Here is a 16,341-nt window from a genome sequence, read left to right on the forward strand (position 1 = left end):
GCGCTCAGGCACGCGCGCGCAGCAGCTCCTGGACCGCGAGCACTGTGCGCCAGTTGCGGCCGGTGCCGGGCTGGCCCGCGGCGGAGTCGAGCACGTCGCCCGTGAGCCGCGATCGGCCGATGCCGTCCGGGTAGTGCACGTAGGCGTGCGCGCCGTCCCACACGACCTGCTCCCGGCCGTACCGGCTCGTGTCGAGCGCCGGGTCGCCCACCGGGTCCGGGTAGAAGACGACGACCAGGTGGGACGGGTCGGTGCGCGCCGCGTCGTCGAACGGGTTGGCCGCCACCACGGCGTCGACCTGCGTCGCTGTGCGCACCACGACGTCCACGTCGAGGGCGAGCCGCTGGTGCAGGCCGTCGGCGACGGCGGCGGCGAGCGCCGCGGGGTCGGGACCCGCCGGGGGAGCGTCGGACGGTGCCACCGCGAAGACGACGTTGCCGCTGTTGAGGTGGGTCGCGACCTGGGTGTGGCCGAGCTCCTCGACGACCGCTCGCAGGTCGGCCATCGGCACCGTGCGGTGCCCGCCCACGTTGATGCCGCGCAGGAGCGCGGTGGCCGCCGTCATCCCGCGAGCATGACCTCGTCGCGCCGGGGCGACAACCCGCGGCACAGGCAGCCTGCTCGAGGCCCCGCCCGGGCGAGGATCGAACCGGAGGCAAACGGGTGAATCCTCTGGTGCCGCCGACCCGCAAGGTCTACGAATTCACCCATGACCCCCTCTGTGCGACACCAGCCCATCGTTGCGCTCGTGGTAGCGCTCCCACTCATCGCGGCGCTCGCCGGCTGCGATGCCTCGTCCGAACCCGTCGCGGCCACCTCGTCCGCGGCGCCGTCCGCCGCCGCCCCCCGCGCGATCGACACCCCCGACTGCGCCCCCGACGGCACCCGGGCGGTCGTGGCCGGCACCGACGACACCGTCGTCCTCACGCTCGGCGAGGGCGCCAAGGGCATCGTGTTCGCCCCGCAGTCCAACGGGAACTTCTGCCAGTGGTCCGACCAGATGGTGCGGTACGCCGCCGCGGGCTACCGGGTCGCGTCGTTCGGGTGGGGAGCGGACGGCGCCGAGTCCCTCAAGGACGCGGTCGCCGCGATCCGGGACGAGGGGGCGGAGGACGTCGTGCTGGTGGGTGCGTCCAAGGGGGCCGGCGTCGTCGCCGGCGTCGCGGACGACCTCGACCCCGCTCCGGTCGGCGTGATCGCGCTGAGCCCCGGCGTCAAGGTCGACGACCTCGACGCGACCTCGGCCGGCAGCTCGTACACGGGGCCGCTGCTCGTGATCGCGAGCGTGTCCGACGGCACGGTCAACGCCTCCGAGTCGAAGCAGGTCGCCCGCGCCGACGACCCGAGCACCTACGTCGAGCTGCCGGGCGGCGCGCACGGCGTCTCGATCCTGCTCACCGACACCGGCCCCCAGGTCCTCGAGCAGATGGACACGTTCGTCGCTGCCGCGTTCGGGGCGTGACCGGCCGCTGAACCCCGCGCGGACGGCGGTGCGAGCCGCACCGCCGTCCGTCGCGTCAGAGGTAGCGCAGCGGGTCGAACTCGTCGAGCGGGATGATCCGCAGGCGCGGCAGCTGGACGTTGAACGCCTTGACGTCGCTCTCGAGGTCGAAGACCTCCAGGCCGCGTTCCATGAGCTGGGCGAGCCCCGAGTTGGTGAACTCGCGGAACGCGAGCAGCCCGACGCGGCGGTCGTCGCCGAGCAGGTGCTCGACCTCGGGGATGAAGTCACCGTCGTGGCTCGCGAGCAGCACGTCGCCCTCGCGCCCGGCGAGCGCCGTGAGCGTGCGCTTGATGCCGATGTCGACGACCTTCTCGTAGCTCTCCCCGGCCAGGGGGATCGGCTGGAAGCCGATCGCGACGAGGGCCTGCACGAACGACATCGGCATGGTGCCGTTCGAGGCGTTGAGGAAGAACAGCCCCTTGACCGGGTTGCCCCACGTGCGCTGCGCGAAGTCGAGCACGCGCTCCCACCGCGGGCGCTGCTCGGGCGTGGGTCGACCGTTGAGGATCGACGAGCCGAGGGTCGCGTCGATGTTCTCGCCGTCGACCAGGACGTAGGTGGTGCGACCTTCGCCGATCTGCATCGGGCCAGAGTACGGCGTCACGATGCGTGAATCGTCGTGGACGTCGTCGTCGACCGTCGCCACCACGCCGCTCACGCACGGCGACCGCACCGCCACCACAGCCGCCCGCACCCCGTCGCGTGGCGTGCTTAGGCCGAGCGGGGGACCTCTGGCCCAGGTGAGGGCCGCCTCACCGACGGACGATGTTGGTCAGCGCCTGGTCGAGGGGGCACGGCACGACGACGAGCAGGAGGTGCACGCGATGAGGATCTTGGTGACGGTGGCGTCCCGGCACGGGGCGACGCAGGAGATCGGCTCGGTGATCGCTGGGGTGCTTGCGGAGTCCGGCCACGAGGTCGACGAGCTGGACCCGGAGCACGTGACCGATGTACGGGGGTACGACGCGGTGGTGCTCGGCTCCGCCGTGTACACGGCCCACTGGTTGCCGCGTGCCCGTGAGCTGGCCGAGCGCTGCGCTGACGACCTCGCGGAACGGCACGTGTGGCTCCTGTCGTCGGGTCTGGCGACCCAGCCCGCTGCGTCGGCCAACTCCCCGCACGAGGTCGCCGCGCTGCGCGAGCGGCTCGGGGCCCGCGCCCACCGCAGCTTCGCCGGTCGTCTGGTGCGCAGCGAGCTGACGTTCGCCGAGCGTGCGCTCATCTCGGGTGCCCGCGCCCGTGAGGGGGACCACCGGGACATGGAGGCCGTGGCCGGCTGGGCGACAGAGATCGCCGAGACGCTCGCCACCCTCGCCCCCGCACCGGTGCACGCCCACCACTGACCCCGGGACGCCTCGGTCGGCTCCACGGGTCTGCGACCTGGTCAGGTCAGACGTGCCGCGACGCGGTCCCACAGCGCCGGCTGGCGCAGCCCGCGGAGCCGGTCGGCGACCTCGGCTGTGGTCGGGCGCTGGTCGGGCTCCGAGGCCGTCATCGCCCGCAGGAGCGCGGCCCACTGCGGGCCGAACCTGTCGGGCACGACCGGCGCGTCGAGCAGCCGGGCGAGCGAGCTCGACAGGGCCTCGCCCGGGAACGTGCGCTCGCCCGTGAGGCACTCGAGCAGCACCAGGCCCAGCGAGTAGACGTCGGAGCGCGGGCCGAGCGGCCTGCCCAGGGCCTGCTCGGGGCTCAGGTAGTTCGCGGTGCCGAACGTCGGTTCGCCCGCTGTGCCGTTCGTCGTCGGGCCGTGCAGCGGCTGGGCGATGCCGAAGTCGGCCAGCTTGGTCGAGATCGTCGGCGCCTCGGCGTCGCCCGACAGCACCGCCTCGCGCGCGACCAGGACGTTCGCGGGCTTGAGGTCGCGGTGCACCACGCCCGCGGCGTGCGCGTGCCCCAGCGCCTCGGCGAGCTGGCGCCCGATGTCGGCCACCGTGGAGGGGGGCAGCGGGCCGCGGCTGACGAGCTCGCGCAGGGTCGTGCCGTCGACGAGCTCCATGACGAGGAACGCGAACGGCTCCGCGGCGGGCCCCAGGTCGGCGCCGACGTCCAGCAGGGCGACCAGGCCCGGGTGCGAGAGCGCACCCAGCAGCCGGGCCTCGTCCGCGTACCGGCGGATCTCGCGGGGCGCGACCCCGTCGAGCGAGAAGAGCTTGAGTGCGACCGAGCGGGTCAGGCGCACGTCCGTCGCGCGGAACACCGTGCTCATCCCCCCGTGCCCGAGAGGCGTCCCGAGGTCGTAGCGGTGACCGAGCACCCATCCGACCAGCGCGTTCGGGTCGATCGTCTCCACGCCGGCTGCGCTCCCTCGTTCGTCGTGCTCCCGTCCGAGGGATCTGCCTCGGGACGGCGCCGGATCGTCACGACCCACCCTCGACGGTAGAAGTCGCTCGCGGCGTCCGCATCCGGGCGCGACCTGGGCACTCACGGTTCTGACGGTCTGTCGGGACAAGATCACGCGCTCGTGGGGTCCCGCGGCCGCGTCGGGTCTCAGAGCGCAGTGCCATGATGCAGCAGTGGAATCGACGACCTCGACCGCCCCTTACGACGCCCTGATGCTCTACTCGTTCGGCGGCCCGAACGCCCCGGAGGACGTGCTGCCGTTCCTGCGGAACGTGACGCGCGGCAAGAACATCCCGGACGAGCGTCTCGCCGTGGTCGGTGAGCACTACGCCCACTTCGGTGGTCGCAGCCCGATCAACGCGCAGAACCTCGCGCTGGTCGACGCGCTGCGCGCCGAGCTCGCGCGCCGCGGCGTGGACCTGCCCGTCGCGTGGGGCAACCGCAACTGGGAGCCGTACACGATCGACGCGCTGCGCGACCTGCGGGACTCGGGAGCGCGCCGCGTCCTCGCGATCGTGACCAGCGCGTACGGCTCGTACTCGGGCTGCCGCCAGTACCGCGAGAACCTCGCGAAGACACTCGTCGAGCTGGGCGCGAGCACGCCCACCGGCGACGACGGCAGCGCGGGGATCGTCGTGGACAAGCTGCGCCACTACTTCAACCACCCGGGCTTCGTCCGGGCGAACGCCGACGCGGTCGTCGAGGCCTACGAGGAGCTCGCCGAGCGGACCGGCACCGACGTCGGCACGCTCGCGGGCAGCGCCCCGCTCGTGTTCGTCACGCACTCGGTGCCGGACACCATGGAGGAGGCCTCGGGGGCGCAGGCACCGAGCTACCGCACGCAGCACCTCGACGTCGGGGCGCTCGTGGCGGCAGAGGTCGGCGCACGGCTGGGTCGCGAGGTCGAGTGGACGCTCGCGTTCTGCTCGCGCTCGGGCCCGCCCAGCCAGCCGTGGCTCGAGCCCGACGTGAACGACCTGCTCTCCGAGCGGGCCGCGGCGGGTCTGCGGGCCGTCGTGCTCTCCCCGATCGGTTTCGTCTCGGACCACATGGAGGTCGCGTTCGACCTCGACACCGAGGCGCTCGAGACGGCCCGCGAGCTCGGGGTGGTCGCGGTCCGTGCGGGGTCGGTCTCGACGCGCGCGCCGTTCGTCGAGGGCCTCGTCGACCTGGTGCTCGAGCGGGCGGCCGCCGAGCGCGGCGAGGAGGTGGCACGGGCGACCGTCGGCACCCTGGGAGCATGGCCCGACGTCTGCCGTCCCGGCTGCTGCCGGATGCGGTCGGGCGAGGACAGCGGGATCCCTGCCGCGTGCGGCTCGGACCCGGTCGAGCAGGACGTGACGGACATGGACGCGACGACGGGAGCACAGCAGGCATGAGCACGCAGCACACGGGCACGCCCGAGCCGGGCGGTCACACGACCGAGGTCGCCGAGTCGATCAACACGTCGATCCGGTACGCGATGTTCTCGGTCTACGCGCTCGAGGAGTCGCTGCCCGAGGACGACGACGAGCGCGCCCAGCTGGTGCGCGAGGCCGAGGCCGCGATCACGGGCGACGGCTCGCTGGGCGACCTGGTCGTGCGCGGCTGGTACGACGTCGCGGGCCTGCGGGCCGACGCCGACCTGATGGTGTGGTTCCACGGCGACTCGATCGAGGCCGTGCAGGGCGCCTACGAGCGGCTGCGGGCGAGCGCGCTCGGCCGCCACGTGGTGCCCGTGTGGTCGGTCGTCGCGCTGCACCGCCCCGCCGAGTTCAACCGCGGCCACGTCCCGGCGTTCCTCGCGGGCGAGCCCGCGCGCGACTACCTGTCCGTGTACCCGTTCGTGCGCTCGTACGAGTGGTACGTGCTGCCCGACGAGGAGCGCCGCGCGATGCTCGTCGAGCACGGGCGCGCCGCCAAGGACTACCCCGACGTGCGGGCCAACACCCTCGCCGCGTTCGCGCTCGGCGACTACGAGTGGATCCTCGCGTTCGAGGCCGACGAGCTGCACCGCATCGTCGACCTCATGCGTGAGCTGCGCGCGACCCAGGCCCGCCGGCACGTGCGCGAGGAGGTCCCGTTCTACACGGGTCCGCGCGTCACGCTCGCCGAGTGGGCCGACCGTCAGCCCCGCGAGGCCTGACCCGCCAGACCGGCCGGCTCGGCCGTTCCCGGGGCGTCGGGGGCCGTGAGCCCCCACGCCTCGGCGAGCAGCTCGAGCGTGCGCACGCGCGTGCCCACGTCGTGGCTGGTCCCGGTCACGAGCAGCTCGTCGGCGCCCGTGCGGGCCGCCAGATCTCCCAGCGCGGCGACCGCACGCTCGGGGGTGGTCGCGAGCTGCGTGCCGGGGGACTGGGCGAAGAACGCCCGCGCGGTGTCCGGGTCGAGCCCGGCCAGCACCCGCTCGGCGTCGTCGGGGGACACGATCGGTCCGAGCCGGCCGCCGCCGCGCAGGCTGAGCGCCATGACGCGGCTCGGCCCGGCGAGGTGGTGCGCCTCGGCCTCGGTCTCGGCGAGCAGCACCGACGCCGACACCATGAGGTGCGGCTCCGCGAGGACCTCCGAGGGGCGGAACGCCGCCCGGTAGGCGTCAGCGGCCTGCTCGGTGCGGCCCGTGGCGAAGTGGTTCGCGTAGCTGAACGCCAGCCCCAGCTCGCCCGCGAGGGTCGCGCTGAACAGGCTCGACCCGAGCAGCCACACCTGCGGCGTCGACCCCTGCACGGGGGTCGCGCTGAGCCTGCGGGCGCGCGCCGACGGTGCCCGGCCCGGGGGCGTCTGGCCCAGGAGCGCGAGCACGTCGATCAGCTCGGCCGGGAAGTCCTCGGCACCGAGCCCCTCGACGGTGCGGCGGAGCGCGGCGGCGGTCATCGGGTCGGCGCCGGGAGCGCGGCCGATCCCCAGGTCGATGCGGCCGGGGTGCAGGGCCTCGAGCATCGCGAACTGCTCGGCGACGACGAGCGAGGGGTGGTTGGGCAGCATCACGCCGCCCGATCCGATCCGCAGGTGGTGCGTCACGCCGGCCAGGTGCGCGATCAGCACCGCGGGCGCGGTCGAGGCGACAGCGGGCATCGCGTGGTGCTCGGCGACCCAGAACCGGCGGTAGCCGAGCGCGTCGGCGCGCCGGGCGAGCGTCGTGGTGTCGAGCAGAGCGGTGCGGCTCGACGAGCCCTCGCTCACGGTGGCCAGGTCGAGCACGGACAGGGGCAGGGGGTTCGTGGTCACCCCAGGCCAACGCCGCCGGGAGCCGAACGCTTCCCGGCGGCGTCGTGACGGATCAGACAGTGCCGTTCACCGTGGCGTCACGGGTAGAGGCCGCGGATCTGGTGGGCCTCCGCGACCCGCCGCACCCCGATCGTCAGCGCGGCGTCACGCAGGCTCAGCCCTTCGACGCGCGCGACCTGGGCCACGTTCGCGTAGGACGCGAGCATGCGCTGCTCGAGCCGCTCCTCGATCTCGCGCTCGGTCCACCAGTACGCCTGGTTGGCCTGCACCCACTCGAAGTACGAGACGACCACGCCGCCCGCGTTGGCCAGGATGTCCGGCACCACGATGATGCCGCGGTCCCCCAGCACCCGGTCGCCGGCCTCGGTGGTGGGCCCGTTGGCGCCCTCGACCACCCAGCGCGCCTTGACCGACGCCGCTGTGTCCTCGTCGAGCACGCCCTCGACGGCGGCCGGGACCAGCACGTCGACGTCGAGCGCGAGCAGCGCGGTGTTGTCGATCGGGTCGGCGCCCGCGAAGCCCACCACCGAGCCGGTCGCCGCCACGTGGTCGAGCAGCGCCGGCACGTCCAGGCCGTCGACCGACAGCACCCCGCCGTACTGGTCGGACACGGCCACGACTCGCGCACCGGCCTCGGCGAAGAAGCGCGTCGCGTGCGAGCCGACCTTGCCGAAGCCCTGCACCGCGACGCTCACGTCCCGCAGGTCGACGCCCGAGTCGGCCAGGCACGCGCGTGCGGCGTGCAGCACGCCGCGCGAGGTGGCTGTGGCCCGGCCGAGCGAGCCGCCCATCGCGAGCGGCTTGCCCGTGGCGACCGCGGGGATCGTGTAGCCCTGGTTGACCGAGTAGGTGTCCATGACCCACGCCATGGTCTGCTCGTCGGTGCCGATGTCGGGCGCCATGATGTCCCGCTCCGGGCCGATCATCGGCATGATCTCGCTCGTGTAGCGCCGCGTGACCCGCTCGAGCTCGGCCCTCGAGTACTGCCGGGGGTCGATCGCCACACCGCCCTTCGCGCCGCCGTACGGCAGGTCGACCACGGCGCACTTCCAGGTCATCCACATCGCGAGGGCCCGCACCTCGTCGGGGTCGACCCCCGGCGCGTAGCGCAGGCCGCCCTTGCCGGGGCCGCGCGAGATGTTGTGCTGGACGCGGTAGCCCGTGAAGAGCTCGGTGCTCCCGTCGTCACGACGCAGGGGGATGGCCACGTTGATCTCTCGCCGGGGTGTGGCGAGCATCCGGTGGAGGCCCTCGTCGTATCCCAGGATCTCGACGACCGTCGAGAGCTGGGCGTGGGCCGTGGCCAGCGGAGAGGGGTGGGTGCTCGTGATCGACGAACCGGTCACCGTCATGCTCGTGTGCCTCCTGGGCTGCGCATTCGTGGTGGAGCGCGTCGTCAGCACCCTCGCCGACGGGGGACGCCTCCGCCCCCACCCTGCCACCGTGAAGGCCGCCGTGTCGCCGAACCTCCCGCGTCAGCGCCTCATGCGTCGGCCGTGGGCGGCAGCGAGTCGATGCGGGCGACCTCGTCGGCGTCGAGCGTGAAGCCCAGCACGTCCAGGTTGGCGGCGATGCGCTCGCGGCGCGTCGACTTCGGGATGACCACGACCTGGTGCTCGAGGTGCCAGCGCAGCACGACCTGGCGCGTGCTCACGCCGTGCGCCGCGGCGATCTCGACCAGCACGGGCGAGTCGAGGTCGGTGCGCTTGAACGGGCTGTACCCCTCGAGCGCGACCCCGCGTGCCGCGTGCGCGGCGACGAGCTCGGCGTCGAAGTCGCCCGGGCTCCACGGGACCTGGTTGATCGCGGGGGCTTCGCCCGTGGCGGCGACGAGCTCGTCGATCTGCGCGACCGAGTAGTTCGAGACGCCGATGGCACGGGTCAGTCCCGCGTCACGCAGCTCGATGAGCCGTTCCCACGTCGCGGGGGTCGCTGCGCCGTTCGGCGGCCAGTGCACGAGCCACAGGTCGAGGTGGTCGGTGCCGAGGTCGGTCAGCGAGCTCTCGATCGTCTCGCGCTCGCGCCCGGCGGCGCTCGGCGGCAGCTTGGTCGTCAGGAAGACGTCCTCGCGGGCGACGCCCGAGTCGGCGAGGCCACGGCCGACCTGCGCCTCGTTGCCGTAGCCGGTGGCGGTGTCCACGTGGCGGTAGCCGAGCTCGAGCGCGGCCCGCACGGCGTGGCGGGCGTCGTCACCCTCGGACTGCCAGGTGCCGAGCCCGAGCAGCGGGATGTCCGCGCCGCGCAGCGCGAGGGTGGGGAGGGTGGGGCTGTTCATGGCCCCATGATCGCCGGTCGTCGCCGCGGTCGCGTGAGGCGTCCGGCGCGGCGGCCCTTTCGGGGTGGCCGAGCAGGGGGCGATCAGTGCGGGGTGGCGGCCGGGGTGGCCCCGCGCCGGAACTGGGCCGGGGTCTCTCCCGTGAGGCGACCGAAGGTGCGTGTGAACGCGGCCTGGTCGCAGAAGCCGGAGTCCTGCGCGACGCGTGCGATGGGCAGGTCGCCCGTCGTGAGCAGCGTCGTCGCGTGGTCGATGCGCGCCCGCAGCACGAACTGCTGGGGTGAGAGCGAGAAGACCTTGCGCATCCGCCGGTCCAGGGTCGAGGGCGAGCAGCCGGCGGCCTGCGCCATCTCGGCGACCGAGACGCCGTCCGCGAGGCGCTCGGTGACCAGCGCGACGACCCGTGAGAGGGAGCTCACCGCGACGTCGGCCGTGTCGTACGAGCGCAGGTCCTGCGAGACGCTGACCAGACCCAGCAGCCGCCCGTCGGCCCGCACGGGCTGCTTCGAGGTCAGGTACCAGCCGGGTGCCCCGCCGGGCCCCCGGATCAGCTCGAGCACGTGGCGCAAGGGTCGTCCGGTGGCGAGCACAGCGGCGTCCTGCTGGGAGTAGTGCTCCGCGAACGGCGCAGCGAACAGGTCGCCCGCGGCCCGCCCGACCACAGCGCGGCGCGAGCGCTCGACCGTGCGCTCGACGAAGGCCTGGTTGACCGCGACGTAGCGGCCGTCGGTGTCCTTGGCGCAGAACATGGTGGTGGACAGCTCGTCCATCAGCGCGAGCATCGGAGCGCCCAGGGCCGTGACCAGCGCGATCGCGGCTGGCCAGGTGGGCGGCGCGGCGGGGGCCGAGGGCAGGGTGCTCATCTCGCTCGGAGGGTACCGCCCGCGCTGCCGGGTCGGCAGGACGCTCCGCGGGCGGGGGAGCGCGGGCAGCGCGCGGACGTCAGGCAGGTCGCTGGATCGTGACAAGACGCCGGGGCCTCCCGCGTCCGACGATGGTCGCATGCAGACGAGCACGACCGACCTGGTCGACGACGCACTTGCCCTGGCCGACCGTTGGGTCGCCGCAACCGCCGCCGGTCAGACCTCGCGCGAACGGCGCACCACCGGGCGCCTCGCCGCGCTCGTCTCGGACCCCGCGGGCCTCGAGCTCGCGGTGCGGTTCGTCGACCGCGTGGCGCGCCCCGACGACCTGCACGTCGCGGCCCGCGAGCTCGCGGACCTCACCCGGTTCACGTCGGCCGCGGGCGGGTTCCTCGGACCCGTGGACCGGGTGCTGCTCGAGGTGGGTGCACGCCTGGCCCCGGTGCTGCCGCGGGTCGTGGTCCCGGCCGCGCGCGAACGGCTGCGGCAGATCGTCGGGCACCTGGTGGCCGACGCGGGCCGCGGGCTCGGCCCGCACATCGCCCGGGCCCGGGCCGACGGGTTCCGGCTCAACCTCAACCTGCTCGGCGAGGCCGTGCTCGGCGAGCACGAGGCCGACGCCCGGCTCGCACGCGTGCGGGCGCTCGTCGAGCGGCCCGACGTCGACTACGTCTCGATCAAGGTCTCGGCCGTCGCGAGCCAGCTCTCGACGTGGGACACCGCCGGCAGCCGTGACCGGGTCGTCGCCCGGCTGCGCCCGCTGTACCTCGCGGCCGCCCAGCACGGCACGTTCCTCAACCTCGACATGGAGGAGTACCGCGACCTGGCGCTCACGGTGCAGGTCTTCGAACGGCTCGTGACCGACCCCGAGCTGGTCGACGTCGAGGCGGGCATCGTGCTCCAGGCCTACCTGCCCGATGCGATCGGGGCGTTCGACGAGCTCACGGCCATCGCGGCACGCCGGCGCGCGGCGGGTGGAGCCCGGATCAAGGTGCGCCTGGTCAAGGGGGCGAACCTGGCCATGGAGCAGGTCGAGGCCGAGCTGCACGGCTGGCCGCAGGCGCCCTACCGCTCGAAGGCCGAGGTCGACGCGAACTACGTGCGGCTGCTCGACCACGCGCTGCGGCCCGAGCGCACCGCCGACGTGCGGATCGGCGCGGCCAGCCACAACCTCTTCCACGTGGCCCTCGCGCACCTGCTGTCCGAGGCGCGCGGCGTCGCCGAGGCCCTCGACATCGAGATGCTCCAGGGGATGGCCCCGGCGCAGGCCCGTGCCGTGCGCGACGTCGTCGGCGAGGTGCTGCTCTACACGCCCGTCGTGGCCCGCTCGGACTTCGACGTGGCCATCTCGTACCTGGTGCGACGGCTCGAGGAGAACGCCGCGCCGCAGAACTACCTGCACGCGCTGTTCGCACCGGGCGGGGGCGAGCACGGGCTCGGGGCGCAGCGCGCCGCGTTCCTCGCCTCGGTCCAGGACGCGCTCGCACCGACGACCCCGCCGCAGCGCACCCCCCGCCCCGCACCCGTCGAGACGGCGTCGGGCACGCCCTTCGTGAACGCCCCCGACACCGACCCGGCCGTCGCGGCCTCCCGTGACTGGGCCGCCGACCTGCTCGTCCGCGAGGTCGCGGTGCCCGACGGCGTGCGGGTCGGCACGACTTCCGACGTGGACACCGCCGTGCAGCGGGCCGTGGGTGCCGCGTCCGGCTGGGCGTCGACCACACCCGCCGACCGCGCGCGGCTGCTGCGCCGCGCCGCGCTGCACCTCGAGGAGGCCCGTGGGGACCTCGTCGCCACCATGGTCGCCGAGGCGGGCAAGACCGTCGCCGAGGCCGACCCCGAGGTCAGCGAGGCCGTCGACTTCGCGCGCTACTACGCCGACCGTGCCGAGGAGCTCGCCGACGGCGTGGTGCCCGGTGCCCGGTTCCGTCCCGAAGGCCTCACGGTCGTGACGCCGCCCTGGAACTTCCCGGTCGCCATCCCGGTCGGTTCGGTGCTCGCGGCCCTCGCGGCCGGGTCGCCCGTGCTCGTGAAGCCCGCGCCCCAGACGCCGCGCTGCGTGCAGGTCGCCGTGGGGGCCGTGCACCGTGCGATGGACGAGCTCGACGTGCCGCGCGACGTGCTGCAGGTGCTGCTGGCCCCCGAGGGGGAGGTCGGTCGGCACCTCGTGACCCACCCCGCCGTCAGCCGGGTGCTGCTCACCGGCTCGATCGAGACGGCCCAGCTGTTCGCGACCTGGCGCGAGGACCTCGACGTGATGGCCGAGACGTCGGGCAAGAACGCCCTCGTGGTGACCCCGTCGGCCGACGTCGACCTGGCCGTCGCCGACGTGGTCCGTTCCGCGTTCGGTCACGCGGGGCAGAAGTGCTCCGCGGCGTCGCTGCTCATCCTCGTCGGCTCGGCCGGACGCTCGGCCCGCCTGCACCGCCAGCTCGTCGACGCCGTCACCTCGCTGCGCGTCGGCCCCGCGACCGACCTGGCCACGGCCATGGGGCCGCTCACCGAGCCCGCGCAGGGCAAGCTGCTCGACGCGCTGACCACGCTCGACGCGGGGGAGCGGTGGGTCGTGCAGCCTCGCCAGCTGGACGACAGCGGCCTCCTGTGGAGCCCGGGGGTCAAGGTCGGTGTGCAGCCCGGATCGGCGTTCCACCTGACGGAGGTGTTCGGCCCCGTGCTCGGCGTCATGCGCACCGAGACGCTCGAGGAGGCCATCGAGCTCCAGAACGCCGTCGCGTTCGGACTCACGGGTGGGCTGCACTCGCTCGACGAACGCGAGATCGACCTGTGGCTCGAGCGCGTCGAGGTCGGCAACGCCTACATCAACCGCCACATCACGGGGGCCGTGGTGCAGCGCCAGCCGTTCGGTGGCTGGAAGGCCTCGGTCGTCGGCCCGGGCGCCAAGGCCGGTGGGCCCCACTACGTCGCGCAGCTCGGCACGTGGGCGGACGCCCCCGAGGTGCCCGCCGACGACGCGGGCTGGTTCGCCTGGGCGCTGGCCGACGACGCGCGCTGCTGGGCCCACGAGCTGGGTCTCGAGCACGACCCGAGCGGTCTGCGCCCCGAGTCCAACGTGCTGCGGCACCGCCCCGTGCCGCACCTGACCGTCCGCGTCGGCCCCGACGCCCGCGAGGTCGAGGTCGAGCGCGTCCTGGCAGCCGCACGCCTGGTCGGGGTCCCCGTGACCGTGAGCCGTGCCGCGACCGAGCCCGACGAGTTCTTCGCCGGACGCGTGCGCGACGGCGCCGTCGACGGGCGGATCCGCGTCGTCGGCACCGCCGTGGGGCTGCGCGCCGCGGCCCGTACCCGCACCGGTCACGTCACTGTGCTCGACGGTCCGGTGCTCGCCGCCGGCCGACGCGAGCTGCTCACCGTGCTGCGCGAGCAGGCAGTGAGCCGGACCCGGCACCGCTTCGGCCACGTCGAGTCCGGCCGCGAGGATCTCGCAGGCCCGGTGGCCACCGGGGGCGCCCACGCACAGCAGGCCCGCTGACCTGCGGGATCACCTGTCGGTGTTGCGGAACCAGATCTCCTCAGTCAGCGCCGTCGCGAACGCGGTCCACGCCGCGTAGGGCAGCAGGGCGACCGCCGCGACGGGGTCGTGCCGCGCCGACTCGCGGACGAGCGAGACGTTCACCGCGTCGAGGGCCACGATCGTCCCGAGGGCGAGACCAGGGCGCTTGGCACGGAAGAACGTCCAGGTCCAGGCCGCGTTGAGCCCGAGGTCGAGCGCGATGCGGCGTCGGAGCCGGACGCGCCCGGTCGCCGGGGCGGCGTTCAGCGCCCGCGTGCCGGACCACGCGATCGAGGCGTACAGCACGGTCCACACCGGGGCGAAGGCGCGGTCCGGCGGGTACCAGGACGGCTTCTCGAGACCGCGGAACCAGCTGCTGCGCGGGGCCGTCCCGATCGCACCGACCACCGCTGTCGCCACGACCGCTGCCGTCATCCCGCACGCCCGGCGCCGTCGACCGCGCCGCTGCTCCACCCGCGCGTCGTCGAGACGTTCCGCAGTGGTGAGGTCCGCCGCCGAGAGCCGCACGCTGACAGCCGGAGGGGCGAGGAGACGACGGCGACGTGTCATGCCACCTGACGCTAGCGATCCCTGCCGGTCCCGCCACCCGGCTGCACCGGGCGTCGGCGGGCTGGTCGGCGCAGCGCGGACCAGGCTCTCAGGCGAGCAGGTGGAACGCGAGGACGGAAGCACCGACGCCCAGCCCCAGGTGCAGCCCGATGTCAGCGACCGCACGTGCCCAGCGTCGGGTGCGCGCGAGCTCGACCACGTCGAGGGCGAACGTCGAGAACGTCGTCAGGCCGCCCGCGAGCCCGGCGCCGAGCACTGTGAGCCACTCCGTGGTGAGGACGCCCCGCACGGCGAGCGCGGCTGCAGCCCCCAGCAGCGCGGAGCCCACGACGTTGACCGTCAGGGTGGCCCACGGGAACGTCGGCCGCCCCAGCCCCCGGCGCTCCCGGGCACGGGCATGCACGATCTCGGTCGCGAACCGCAGCTGTGCGCCCACCGCAGCACCGACGCCTACGCCCACCACGACCCAGCCGTTCACGCTGCCAGCTCTTCGTCCGTGCCGCGCCGCGCCGGCAGCCGGGCGCCCGTCGCGACCCCGGCGCCCGCCGCCACCACACCCGCGACGAGCGAGCCCAGCAGGTAGGCCAGGGCGGTGCCGGGCTCCGCGCCGGTGACGAGCGCGTCGACCGCATGGGTGTAGGCCGAGAAGGTCGTGAAGCCGCCGAGCAGCCCGGTCCCGAGCGCGGGCCGCACCCACGCCGGCGCCCCGAGACGTCCGACCACGCCGACGACCAGCAGGCCGAGCAGGAACGAGCCCACGACGTTGATCGCGAACGTGGTCCACGGGAACGCGCCCGCAGGCTCGCGGACGACCTGGGTGAGCGACCACCGGACGAGGCCACCGAGGGCGCCGCCCAGGCCGACGAGCACGAACGATTGGCGGTGGGTCATGCCGAGGCGCGGATCACGAGCTCCGGGGCGAAGATCAGGGGAGCCTCGGGCCTGGCGCCGTGCAGCTGGTCGAGCAACCGTGCCCCTGCTGCTCGGGCCATCGCGACGACGGGCTGGATCACAGTGGTCAGCGGGGGGTTGGTCGAGATCGCGACGCCCAGGTTGTCGTACCCGACGACGGCGATGTCGCCGGGCACGTCACGGCCGAGCTCGCTGAGCACACCGAGCGCGCCGGCGGCCATGAGGTCGGACGCCACGAAGATCGCGTCGACGTCCGGGTGCTGCGCGAGCAGCCGACGCGTGCTCGCGGCCCCGGAGGAGATCGTGAAGTCGCCGTGCACCACGGCGTCCTCGGGCAGACCCGCGGCACGCACGGCCTGACGCCAGCCGGCGAGCCGGTCGATGCCGGCGGACATGTCGAGCGGGCCGGCGATGGTGCCGATGCGGCGCCGTCCGAGGTCGATGAGGTGCTGGGTCGCGATGCGACCACCGGCGACGTTGTCGGTGTCGACGTACTGGGCGTCGCCCGCCGCGAGGGGCCGGCCGACGAAGACGTTGGGCAGCCGCGACTGACGCAGCGCCTGGTCGAGCGCGTCGTCGCGGTGGTGCGAGACCACGATCGCGCCGTCCACGTGCCCGTTGCGCAGGTAGCGGATGGTGCGCGCGCTGTCGCCTGGGCGTGCGATGACCAGCACGAGCTGCAGGTCGGAGTCGGCGAGGGCGCTGCTGATCCCGTTGAGGGTGCCCGCGAAGAACGGGTCGGAGAGCACGCGTTCGTCGGGCTCGGGGACCACGAGCGCGATCGAGTCGGTGCGGCGCGTCACCAGCGAGCGTGCCGCGCGGTTCGGGCTGTACCCGAGGTCGGCGACCGCGGCCTCGACCGCGGCGAGGGCTTCGGGGGAGACACGCAGCCCGCCGTTGATGGCGCGTGACGCCGTGGAGCGTGAGACCCCGGCACGCTCGGCGACCTGCTCGAGCGTGGGTGCGACCGGCCTGTCGGCACCGGGTCGGATCTCTGTGCTGTCGACCACCATTGGCCGTCCCCTCCTGAGGCTGCCGAGGCAGCGTGGCATGCCGGGAGCGCCGGGGGGGGGGGGGGGGGGGGGGGGGGGGGGGGGGGGGGGGGGGGGGGGGGGGGGGGGGGGGGGGGGGGGGGGGGGGGGGGGGGGGGGGGGGGGGGGGG

16 protein-coding genes are annotated in these 16,341 nt (G+C 74.2%); 5 read left to right on the forward strand and 11 right to left on the reverse strand.

Translation table 11 applies throughout. The features are described from left to right. Window positions 1-4: 4 nt before the first annotated feature. Window positions 5-565: a DUF1697 domain-containing protein gene (locus ACGIF2_RS14220; RefSeq protein WP_396047718.1), complete on the reverse strand. Its 561-nt coding sequence runs from the start codon at window positions 563-565 to the stop codon at window positions 5-7. Window positions 566-748: 183 nt separating this feature from the next. Here ACGIF2_RS14220 and ACGIF2_RS14225 point away from each other — a divergent pair, with 183 nt between their 5' ends. Then, the gene (locus ACGIF2_RS14225) at window positions 749-1,462 is read left to right on the forward strand and encodes an alpha/beta hydrolase (protein ID WP_396047720.1); all 714 of its coding nucleotides are present in this window, start codon (window positions 749-751) and stop codon (window positions 1,460-1,462) included. Window positions 1,463-1,517: 55 nt separating this feature from the next. Here ACGIF2_RS14225 and ACGIF2_RS14230 read toward each other — a convergent pair whose 3' ends face one another. Next, entirely contained in the window at window positions 1,518-2,087 is a 570-nt protein-coding gene (locus tag ACGIF2_RS14230; RefSeq protein ID WP_396047757.1) for an NYN domain-containing protein, read from the reverse strand. Between the two features lie 241 nt (window positions 2,088-2,328). Here ACGIF2_RS14230 and ACGIF2_RS14235 point away from each other — a divergent pair, with 241 nt between their 5' ends. Beyond that, complete coding sequence (locus ACGIF2_RS14235; protein WP_396047722.1) at window positions 2,329-2,847, forward strand: flavodoxin domain-containing protein; 519 nt, start codon at window positions 2,329-2,331, stop codon at window positions 2,845-2,847. A gap of 41 nt (window positions 2,848-2,888) precedes the next feature. On the opposite strand, the gene ACGIF2_RS14240 is transcribed toward ACGIF2_RS14235, so the two are convergent. Further along, window positions 2,889-3,794, reverse strand: coding sequence for a serine/threonine-protein kinase (locus tag ACGIF2_RS14240; protein WP_396047724.1), 906 nt, complete (start codon window positions 3,792-3,794; stop codon window positions 2,889-2,891). 262 nt (window positions 3,795-4,056) lie between these two features. Here ACGIF2_RS14240 and ACGIF2_RS14245 point away from each other — a divergent pair, with 262 nt between their 5' ends. Together ACGIF2_RS14245 and hemQ are read left to right on the forward strand one after the other, a co-directional pair. After that, window positions 4,057-5,223 carry a ferrochelatase gene (locus ACGIF2_RS14245; protein WP_396047759.1) on the forward strand — a complete coding sequence of 389 codons (1,167 nt, stop codon included), beginning with the start codon at window positions 4,057-4,059 and terminating at the stop codon, window positions 5,221-5,223. Further along, entirely contained in the window at window positions 5,220-5,969 is a 750-nt protein-coding gene (gene hemQ, locus ACGIF2_RS14250; protein WP_396047726.1) for a hydrogen peroxide-dependent heme synthase, read from the forward strand. The genes ACGIF2_RS14245 and hemQ overlap by 4 nt, the downstream gene beginning before the upstream one ends. On the opposite strand, the gene ACGIF2_RS14255 is transcribed toward hemQ, so the two are convergent. The 4 genes from ACGIF2_RS14255 to ACGIF2_RS14270 all read right to left on the reverse strand — a co-directional run bounded on the left by ACGIF2_RS14255 (window position 5,951) and on the right by ACGIF2_RS14270 (window position 10,186). Next, entirely contained in the window at window positions 5,951-7,048 is a 1,098-nt protein-coding gene (locus ACGIF2_RS14255; RefSeq protein ID WP_396047728.1) for an LLM class flavin-dependent oxidoreductase, read from the reverse strand. The genes hemQ and ACGIF2_RS14255 overlap by 19 nt on opposite strands. 77 nt (window positions 7,049-7,125) lie before the next feature. Beyond that, entirely contained in the window at window positions 7,126-8,400 is a 1,275-nt protein-coding gene (locus ACGIF2_RS14260) for a Glu/Leu/Phe/Val dehydrogenase (RefSeq protein ID WP_396047730.1), read from the reverse strand. Window positions 8,401-8,531: 131 nt separating this feature from the next. Then, the gene (locus tag ACGIF2_RS14265; protein ID WP_396047732.1) at window positions 8,532-9,323 is read right to left on the reverse strand and encodes an aldo/keto reductase; all 792 of its coding nucleotides are present in this window, start codon (window positions 9,321-9,323) and stop codon (window positions 8,532-8,534) included. Between the two features lie 83 nt (window positions 9,324-9,406). Next, window positions 9,407-10,186, reverse strand: a complete 780-nt coding sequence (locus ACGIF2_RS14270) for a helix-turn-helix domain-containing protein (protein ID WP_396047734.1) — start codon at window positions 10,184-10,186, stop codon at window positions 9,407-9,409. Window positions 10,187-10,325: 139 nt separating this feature from the next. On the opposite strand from ACGIF2_RS14270, the gene ACGIF2_RS14275 reads away from it, so the two are divergent. Next, window positions 10,326-13,676, forward strand: coding sequence for a proline dehydrogenase family protein (locus ACGIF2_RS14275; RefSeq protein ID WP_396047736.1), 3,351 nt, complete (start codon window positions 10,326-10,328; stop codon window positions 13,674-13,676). Between the two features lie 9 nt (window positions 13,677-13,685). On the opposite strand, the gene ACGIF2_RS14280 is transcribed toward ACGIF2_RS14275, so the two are convergent. From ACGIF2_RS14280 to ACGIF2_RS14295, 4 genes are all read right to left on the reverse strand, one after another. Beyond that, on the reverse strand, window positions 13,686-14,267 hold the full coding sequence (locus ACGIF2_RS14280) for a TspO/MBR family protein (protein ID WP_396047738.1): 582 nt from the start codon (window positions 14,265-14,267) through the stop codon (window positions 13,686-13,688). An 88-nt stretch (window positions 14,268-14,355) separates the two neighbouring features. Further along, on the reverse strand, window positions 14,356-14,745 hold the full coding sequence (locus ACGIF2_RS14285; RefSeq protein ID WP_396047740.1) for a fluoride efflux transporter FluC: 390 nt from the start codon (window positions 14,743-14,745) through the stop codon (window positions 14,356-14,358). Then, complete coding sequence (locus ACGIF2_RS14290) at window positions 14,742-15,158, reverse strand: fluoride efflux transporter FluC (RefSeq protein WP_396047742.1); 417 nt, start codon at window positions 15,156-15,158, stop codon at window positions 14,742-14,744. Before ACGIF2_RS14290 ends, ACGIF2_RS14285 begins: the two co-directional genes overlap by 4 nt. After that, window positions 15,155-16,192 (reverse strand): LacI family DNA-binding transcriptional regulator, encoded by a 1,038-nt coding sequence (locus ACGIF2_RS14295; RefSeq protein WP_396047744.1) that lies wholly within the window; start codon window positions 16,190-16,192, stop codon window positions 15,155-15,157. The genes ACGIF2_RS14290 and ACGIF2_RS14295 overlap by 4 nt, the downstream gene beginning before the upstream one ends. Window positions 16,193-16,341 lie beyond the last annotated feature (149 nt).

The organism is Cellulomonas sp. P22, assembly GCF_044392165.1.